The organism is Maritimibacter sp. UBA3975 (genome assembly GCF_002384975.1).
GTDB lineage: Bacteria > Pseudomonadota > Alphaproteobacteria > Rhodobacterales > Rhodobacteraceae > Maritimibacter.
Genome location: NZ_DGCP01000009.1, coordinates 1,078,520 through 1,086,459 on the forward strand (window position 1 = coordinate 1,078,520; position 7,940 = coordinate 1,086,459).

Annotated in this window: 8 protein-coding genes; 6 read left to right on the forward strand and 2 right to left on the reverse strand. The window is 62.3% G+C overall.

The window, feature by feature from the left end:
• Window positions 1-12 precede the first annotated feature (12 nt).
• Window positions 13-693: a TetR/AcrR family transcriptional regulator gene (locus B2585_RS10430; RefSeq protein WP_292022716.1), complete on the reverse strand. Its 681-nt coding sequence runs from the start codon at window positions 691-693 to the stop codon at window positions 13-15.
• A 104-nt stretch (window positions 694-797) separates the two neighbouring features.
• Here B2585_RS10430 and B2585_RS10435 point away from each other — a divergent pair, with 104 nt between their 5' ends.
• From B2585_RS10435 to B2585_RS10460, 6 genes are all read left to right on the forward strand, one after another.
• The gene (locus tag B2585_RS10435; RefSeq protein WP_292022718.1) at window positions 798-1,877 is read left to right on the forward strand and encodes a C4-dicarboxylate TRAP transporter substrate-binding protein; all 1,080 of its coding nucleotides are present in this window, start codon (window positions 798-800) and stop codon (window positions 1,875-1,877) included.
• 51 nt (window positions 1,878-1,928) lie between these two features.
• Window positions 1,929-2,477: a TRAP transporter small permease subunit gene (locus B2585_RS10440; RefSeq protein WP_292022720.1), complete on the forward strand. Its 549-nt coding sequence runs from the start codon at window positions 1,929-1,931 to the stop codon at window positions 2,475-2,477.
• Window positions 2,474-3,787, forward strand: a complete 1,314-nt coding sequence (locus B2585_RS10445; RefSeq protein WP_292022722.1) for a TRAP transporter large permease — start codon at window positions 2,474-2,476, stop codon at window positions 3,785-3,787. Before B2585_RS10440 ends, B2585_RS10445 begins: the two co-directional genes overlap by 4 nt.
• A gap of 12 nt (window positions 3,788-3,799) precedes the next feature.
• Window positions 3,800-4,801 carry an MBL fold metallo-hydrolase gene (locus tag B2585_RS10450; protein ID WP_292022724.1) on the forward strand — a complete coding sequence of 334 codons (1,002 nt, stop codon included), beginning with the start codon at window positions 3,800-3,802 and terminating at the stop codon, window positions 4,799-4,801.
• Between the two features lie 311 nt (window positions 4,802-5,112).
• Window positions 5,113-5,709 carry a DUF998 domain-containing protein gene (locus B2585_RS10455; protein WP_339718005.1) on the forward strand — a complete coding sequence of 199 codons (597 nt, stop codon included), beginning with the start codon at window positions 5,113-5,115 and terminating at the stop codon, window positions 5,707-5,709.
• A gap of 375 nt (window positions 5,710-6,084) precedes the next feature.
• Window positions 6,085-7,581, forward strand: a complete 1,497-nt coding sequence (locus B2585_RS10460) for a LuxR C-terminal-related transcriptional regulator (protein WP_292022727.1) — start codon at window positions 6,085-6,087, stop codon at window positions 7,579-7,581.
• On the opposite strand, the gene B2585_RS10465 is transcribed toward B2585_RS10460, so the two are convergent.
• The coding region (locus B2585_RS10465; protein ID WP_292022728.1) for a DUF917 domain-containing protein at window positions 7,557-7,940 on the reverse strand (384 nt) is incomplete at its 5' end. The two genes, B2585_RS10460 and B2585_RS10465, sit on opposite strands and share 25 nt — an antisense overlap.

Consider the following 7,940-nt stretch of genomic DNA (forward strand, 5'->3'; position numbering starts at 1 on the left):
CCCTGAATGTCCTTAGTCTTCCGATCCGCGTGTCTGGTCGCGATCCCGGTATTTCAGTCCGGCGACAAGGATCGCGCACATGTGGCGCGCGGCCTCCTCCCAATTGTCGGACGACACACGCCCCCCGGAGAGCCGCGCCATGCGGCCATTATCCGTCATGACGATCATCATGGCCCCGAGCATCGTGTGATAGGCCCAGTGAACCTCTTCCAGCGTCCAGTCGGGAAAGCACTTCGATATAGCATCGGTCAGCATCTCGGCCACGGGGTCGAACATGTCGCGGAAAATGCCCCGCGCTTCTGACTGCGGGTCCGACATTTCGCGCACGATCATGCGCCCGAAATCCGCGGACGGGCTTTCGCCACGTAGCGAGAACATCGGGTAGATCAGCGCCTTGACCACGAGGTCGATGCGCCGGTCGAGGTCCGGTTCGGCCCGCGCGAGCCTCAGCCCGGCGATCCGCTGATCCATGATAGCCGGCGCGCGCTTCTCGAAAATCGCGCGGTACAGCCCGGCCTTGGATCCGAAGTGGTAGTTGATGAGCGCGACAGGCACCCCCGCCTCTTCCGAGATCCGGCGGACCGAGGCCCCGTCGAAACCCCATTCCGCGAAGACCGATTCGGCGGAGGCGAGGATTCGCTCCTTCGAGGTTTCGCCCTGATCGGCCTTGTTTCGTTGGGGTTTGATGGTCATGAAATGCCCTGTGTTGAACGCCATCGTAATAATCTTGAACAGTTGTTCAATGGCCGTTAGCGTTGGCTTCGGAGGAAACGGCGAAAGCCATCAGGGAGGAAAACATGAAAACCATACGTCACAGTATGTCGCTTCTGGCCGCGTCCGCGGTTCTGGCAGGCGGGGCGCTTCCGGCGCTTGCGCAGGAGAAGCTTAACCTGACCATCGCGACGGGACATCCGGCGGTGTTCCTGTGGGTCAAGCATATCGGCGAGACGTTCATTCCGACGCTCAACGAGGAGCTCGCCAAAACCGGCGAGGTTGAGGTCGAGTGGACCGAGGCCTATGGCGGCACGCTCGTCAAACTCGGCGCCGAAGCACAGTCGATGCAGGATGGTCTGATCGACGTCGGACAGGCGATGGGCGTCTTCGACCCGGCGAACATGGGCATCCTGAACATGACTTATGCCATGCCGTTCGGACCGGTCGACGCCAAGCTGGTGACCGAAGCGGCGGAACACGCGCTCATGTCGAGCGAGGGCTTTATCGATCAGCTCGCGGACGCGACCGGCGTGGTCTACATCGGCGGCGGCATCGCCATCGACGGCTACAACATCGCGACGACCATGCCGCTCAAGACCCGTGCCGACATGGCGGGCGTCAAGATCTCGGGTGCCGGTCCGAACCTGTCCTGGCTCGACGGCACCGACGCGGTCGGCGTGCAGGGCAGCTATGTCAGCTTCTACAACGACATCAAGACGGGCGTATCGGACGGCGCGATCGGCTGGATCACGGCGAACGCCCCAGCGAAGCTTTGGGAAGTCGCCCCCTATTACAACGCGGTCGAATTCGGCGCGATGTATGTGGGCGGTCTCGCGGTGTCGCAAGACCGTTGGGAAAGCTTCTCGGACGCCACCAAGGATGCCTTCCGGGTCGCGGCCGATGCCTACCAAGAGGCCTATTTTGCCGAACAGTCGGCCCGGATCGAGGGCGCGACGCAGGCGATGCTGGACGGCGGTGGCGAGATCGTCGAATTCGATCCGGCCGAGCGCAAGGCCTGGATCGAGGAAATGGCCAATCCGGCCACGGCCTGGGCTGAGGCCGCGCGGGCGCGGGGCGAGCCGGTGGATGATATCCTTGCGGCCTATGTCGCCTACCTCGCCGATGCGGGGTTCACCTTCCAGCGCAACTACCTCGAAGACTGACCGGACCTGCCCCGGCGCATCATGCGCCGGGGTGACCGGGAGGAGACTGACGTGAGCGATGTGAACGAAACATCCCGCGCGCCCGGAGGGCGTGGCGGGGGCGATGGGCCTTTGGGTCCGGTCGTGGCCGGGCTGAACGCGCTCGGATCCGTGTGGATCATCGCGATCATGCTGCTGATCTGCGCCGATATCGCCATGCGGACCCTGTTCAATGCGCCCATCGCGGGCGTGGCAGAGATGGTCGCCTTCTCAATCGTCGGGATCGTGTTTCTGCAACTGGCCCACACGTTACGCTCCGGCGCGCTCACGCGGTCGGACCTGCTCATCATGGTGGTGATGAAGCGCTCGCCGCGCGCTGCGCAGATCCTGCTGGCCGTGTTCAACATAATCGGCGCCGTGCTTCTGGCGCTGACTTTCTGGTATTTCTTCCCGGTGCTGTCCAAGGCCTGGGTTCAGCCCGAGCGCAACTTCATGGGCAATCCGGGCTTCTTCGTCATTCCCACTTGGCCGCTCTACGGCCTCATGGCGATCGGCATGGCCGCGACGGTGCTGCAATACCTCGCCTCCGCCTGGGCCAACCTCGCGGGGCGCCAACCATGACGGGACTCGAGATCGGTTTCGCCTCTATCGGCGTGATGCTGGTGCTGATCTATTCCGGGCTTCATGTCGCCATCACGCTCATGCTGGTGAGCTTTGTCGGCGTCTGGCTCCTGCGCGACAACATGGACCTCGCAGCCAAGCTGATGGTCGCCGCGTTCAAGGATTCCATCTCGGACTACCTTTTCGGGGTCGTGCCGCTCTTTGTGCTGATGGGCCTCGTCGTGTCCGTCGCCGGGATCGGGCGCGATACGTTCGACGTCGCACAGCAGGCATTTCGCAAGGTGGTCGGCGGGCTGGGCGTCGCCACTGTCGCCGCCAACGCGATCTTCGCCGCGATCACCGGCATTTCCATCGCCTCGGCGGCCGTGTTCACCAAAGTCGCGGTGCCGGAGATGCGCCGCCACGGATATACCCCGCATTTTTCGGTCGGCGTTGTCGCGGGTTCGGCGGTACTGGGAATGCTGATCCCTCCGTCCCTGCTCTTCATCCTTTACGGCGTTCTGACCGAGCAATCGGTCGGCGACCTCTTCATCGCCGGCATCATCCCCGGTCTCGTTCTGTCGGCGACCTATGCCTTCGGGATCATCGCAATGGGTAAATGGGCACCCGAATTTATCGGCGGGACACAAGTGCCGGTGGACGACATGCCGACCATGTCGGCAGGTGAGATGCTGGGCAAGCTTGCACCTATCGTGATCCTTGTAGCGCTCGTTCTGGGCGGCATCTACGGCGGGGTCTTCACCCCGACGGAAGCCGGAGCCGCAGGTGCCGCAGGTGCGCTGGTCATCGCCATCGCGAAACGCCGGCTGGGCTGGCGCGACTTCTGGCAGGTGCTCGTCCAGACCGGTCACACCACCGCGTCGATCTGTTTCCTCATCATGGGTGCGACGCTCTATTCCCGGATGCTCGCCCTGTCGGGCATGCCCGACTGGCTCGGTGACACGGTGCTGGGCGCAGGTTTCGGCGTGAACGGGGTCGTCATCGCCATGATCCTCGTCATGGTCGTTCTGGGCACCATCCTCGACAGCGCCTCGATCATGCTGCTTGTGCTGCCCATTGCCGTGCCGATTCTCACCGGGCTTCAGGTCGATCTGATCTGGCTCGGTGTCATCGCCATCCTCGCGGTCGAGATCGGGCTCCTGACCCCACCCTTCGGTCTGGCCGTCTATGTCATCAAGTCAACGCTCGGGCCGGACAGCGACATCACGCTTGGCCAGATCTTCAAGGGCGCCGCCCCTTTCGCTCTGATGATGGCGCTCGTCCTCGTTCTCGTATTCCTGTTTCCGGCGCTCGCCACCGCACTTCTTTAGGGAGGAATTCTCATGTCTAAATGGAAATACACCAAGGGTCTGCACGATCTTGGCAACGGCTGCTGGGGCTATCTCGTCCCGGACGGGTCGTGGGGCTGGTCCAACGCGGGCATCATCGCGGATGGTGAGGCGAACCTTCTGGTCGATACCTTATTCGATCTGAAATGCACCAAGGAAATGCTGGACGATATCAAGGCCAACGTCCCTGGCGGGGGTGACATCGGCATCCTCGTCAACACCCATGCGGACGGTGACCACACCTTTGGAAATCAGCTCGTCAAGGACGCGCGGATCATCGGGACTGACGGCACCGTGACCGACTTTGACCGGTTCGATCCGGCGTTCCTCGACCAGGTGATGAAAGACCCGGGCCAATTCGGCGTCGCGGGCGAGTTCATGGCGGAGTGTTTCCGGCCCTTCGACTTTTCAGGCATCACGCTGACCCCGCCGACCGAGACCTTCAAGGACCGGATGACCATCATGGTCGGAGACAAGCGCGTCGAGCTGATCGAGGTGGGGCCGGCACATTCGCTGGGTGACGCGCTGATCTATGTGCCCGAGGACAAGGTGCTCTACACCGGCGATATCCTGTTCTCGGCAGGCACGCCTATCGCGTGGTATGGTCCGGTCGCGCGCTGGATCAACGTGTGCAACATGGTGCTCGACATGGATGTCGAGGTGATCGTCGCAGGCCACGGCCCGATTTCCACCAAGGACGACGTGCGCAAAATGCGTGACTACTTGCTGGATGTGACCGAGATGGCGCGCCCGTTTTATGAACAGGGGGTCGAATTCCTCGACGCGGCCTACAAGATTGATCTGGGCGACTACAAGAACTGGACCGACGCCGAGCGGGTCATCGTGACAGTGCAGACGCTTTATGACGATTTCGATCCGTCGGACGAGCGCCCGGTTCACGTCCCGATCCCCTATTTCGAAATGATGAAGAACATGCGCGACCACATGGGCAAACCGCGCGTCCATGACGAATGGTGCAAGGAACACGGGCATTGAGGGCGCGCTGACCCCACGGATCAGACGCGCGTAAGGGGAATTTCCGTGCTGACCGCCTTTTCATTCTTGGCAATGGTTGAGCAAACAAGTGTGTATTGAATTGGCGCCACTTCCGGTACAGCGAAGTCCGGACGGATTTTTAATCGCCCGGCGCGCGGAGCTTGCATCTCGCATAGCTGGTCGGGCGATCGAGGTGGGTGGGGGAAAGGGCATGTGAGGAACCTTTCCTTCTCCTCCGAGTTCTCAAAGCAGATATGGATTCGCAACCAGAGAGAAACGAGATAGTTCCACAAGCTGCTGAGAGCCAGCCCATGTTCATGATCCTTTTAGGCTGGATCGTGATCGCCGGCTGCACGGCTCTCGCAGCAGCCATTTTAATTGCGGATGTGGCTGTTCCAAATCACGATTGGATCGCCGATACGATCAGTGACCTGGGCGCCGGTCGGTATGAGTTCATCGTAGACATTGGTCTTTATTCTTATTCTATTGGCATCCTGTCTGCAGCGCTCCTTTCAGCCCACGTTCACTTGGGCGGCAAGCGGTGGAGTATTGGCATATTTGCGCTTCTCATTTTTGGCTTGCTGGTTTTCCTGATCGGCGCAAGAAACGAATACGGTGACGCGGACAGCGACGGCTGGGTTATTCACCAATACTTGGTCTACGGGGTCGGCGCGGCGGTCCTTGTAATCGCATTCACGATGGCGAAAGGCTTGAAACGCGCAAATGACCGCTACGCCTATGCGATGCGAGGACTCGGCGCGCTTTGGATGATCAGCGCGCCGGTGTTTTTCTTTCTACCGACCGATATTGACGGCCTCTATGAGCGAGCATTGGGGGTTATCTCCGGCGCCATCCTAATCACCTTGGCAATCTTTTTCATTCGTCGCGGATGCCATTTGGCCGCATGATGGTGACCCGCTCTCCTGAAACGTCCTCGATTTGAGGTTAGCCTGTTCTCCCACTGAGGAGACAGATGATGAAGAGAAGCCATTTCAGCGAAGAGCAGATCATTGGCATCCTGAAGGAGTTCCAGTGACCAAGGGAGCCGCGGCAGATTCTCGTGTGAAGAAAATGGGCGAGAAGCATCTCGTTACGCCCTGGTCGTGACAGTGTAGCGAACGGCACGAGATGGGATCTGAACGCTGTCCGCCAAGCCCGGGCAAGCCCATCCGCCTGTACCCCTGACTTGCAACAGTCCCTTGCCGCCCGCGACCCGCAGCGCATAGACTTCGCGGGGTCATCGGGACATGCGGGAACGAAGGGCGACAATTGTGGACACTGTGATGGACGAGCGCGAGATCACCTTCAGGTCCGCCCTGAAGTCGCCGCTCTCCGCCTACATCCGCGCCTTCGACGCGCCCGGCACCTCGCTCGACGAAACCCTCGTGAAGATCCTCATCGACTACAAGATGGGGCGCTTCCGGCAGGCGATGAAACGGTTTCACAACCTGCTCGTGGCGCAAGACCTCGACCCCGAGGTGCCGCTCCTTAAGCAACGGGATGCTCTGACCGAGGACACCGCCGCCCTGCTGGTGATCGAGATGCTGGCCCATATGGGCTACGATACCACGCTCAGCCCCGAGGGGATGTGGGGGTATGTCGACGCGATTTCGCTGTTCGATCCCGACGATCACGTCTGTCACGGCGCGGTCTACAACATGCTCCTGATGATCGCGTTCCGGCGGCTGGACCTGTCGGCGGCGGCCGAGTTCGGCCAGCTCGCCATCGACGCCTACCGGGCCAGCGGGTCGGATTATCTGGAAGGGTTCATCCACCTCCACCTCGGCTTCCTGAACATCAGCACCGGCGACCTCGCCGCCGCCTCGCGCGCGATGGACGAGGGGCATCGGTGTTTCGCCGCCGCCGGGGCGCCGGTCTGCGAAATGGCGATGGTCACCGTGGTGCGCTGGTGGATCGACGCCGAGCATACGGGGGCCCTGCCCGACCCCGCGGCGCTTGTCGAAATGCAGGACGCGCTGGTCCACGGTGAGTTCTGGCCCGAGACCCTGCTGGTACTCGCCACGCTTTTGTTCCGTGTCGGACAGGCGGAACAGGACGAGCGGGTACTGGAGCGGCACGCCGCGCTAGAAACCCTCCTCAGGGTGCGCGGCATGACCGATCTCCTGCCCGCGATGCAGCTCTTGCGCGACGAATTCTTCCACGGGGCCAATCATGCCAAACCGGACGGGGCCAGCCCGCTCCGGCTGGACGAGCGGCACATGGTGATCCTGATGCCCAACACCACGTCTTTGGTCGTGAACTGGGGTGCCGACGCGCCGGAGGTGTCGCTGACCCTCGCCCGGCTTCGCGCAACCCAGAGCCTACTCAACGGTGAACGGGCCATGCAGCAGGGTCGGTTCGACGAGGCCGCGCGCTGGCTGCTTCCCACCTTCGAGACGATCGAGGCGCAGGGCTGGACCTATCTTTTTACCACCGCGCGCGAGACCTTCGACCGCTTCTGCGCAGAATGTCGTGTGCGGCGCCGGTTCATCGACCGCGCCCGACACATCCGCGATGCCTATCTCGACCCGCTCTCGGCGCAGGACCGGCTCGACCCCGCACCGCCGGACCTGACCCCGGCGGAATACGCCGTGCTCTGCCTTCTGCCGAACGCAACGAGCAACAAGGCGCTGGCCCGCACCCGCGGGGTGAGCGAGGCGACGGTGAAGTTCCACCTCAAGAGCATCTACGCCAAGCTTGGCGTGGGCCGCAGGCGCGACGCGATTGAGGCCGCGAAGCGCCTGGGCTGGATCGGTCAGGCGACGTCGAGCGGTTTGTAGTCCGCGTCGATCCCGAAGTAGCGCGGGCCGACGAGCGCAAGCGCCTCCTCGGTCCGCCAGATCGGGTCGCAGGGCAGGCCCAGCACCTTGACCGACAGCCCGTATTTCACCGTGTCCGTCGGCACCGGCGCGCCGGTGTTGGCGTCGATCAGCGTGATGAGGTCCGGCGTGGTGGCAAGCATGCGCCCGTCCTCCTCCGCCGACAGAAACTCGTTCTGAAAGCCCAGCGTCACGGTCCGGCCCCGGAAATGCCCCTGCCCTTCGATCCGCACGCTGCCCTTGGCGAACGCGCCCTCGAGCCGGCGCTCCACGTCACGCACACGGCCATGAAATAGCATGTCTGCCGTCAGCACCCTTGG

Coding starts and splice junctions, on each gene's coding strand:
- B2585_RS10460 (WP_292022727.1), top strand. CDS start 6,085: ATGGACGAGCGCGAGATCACCTTCAGGTCCGCCCTGAAGTCGCCGCTC.
- B2585_RS10450 (WP_292022724.1), top strand. CDS start 3,800: ATGTCTAAATGGAAATACACCAAGGGTCTGCACGATCTTGGCAACGGC.
- B2585_RS10445 (WP_292022722.1), top strand. CDS start 2,474: ATGACGGGACTCGAGATCGGTTTCGCCTCTATCGGCGTGATGCTGGTG.
- B2585_RS10435 (WP_292022718.1), top strand. CDS start 798: ATGAAAACCATACGTCACAGTATGTCGCTTCTGGCCGCGTCCGCGGTT.
- B2585_RS10455 (WP_339718005.1), top strand. CDS start 5,113: ATGTTCATGATCCTTTTAGGCTGGATCGTGATCGCCGGCTGCACGGCT.
- B2585_RS10430 (WP_292022716.1), bottom strand. CDS start 693: ATGACCATCAAACCCCAACGAAACAAGGCCGATCAGGGCGAAACCTCG.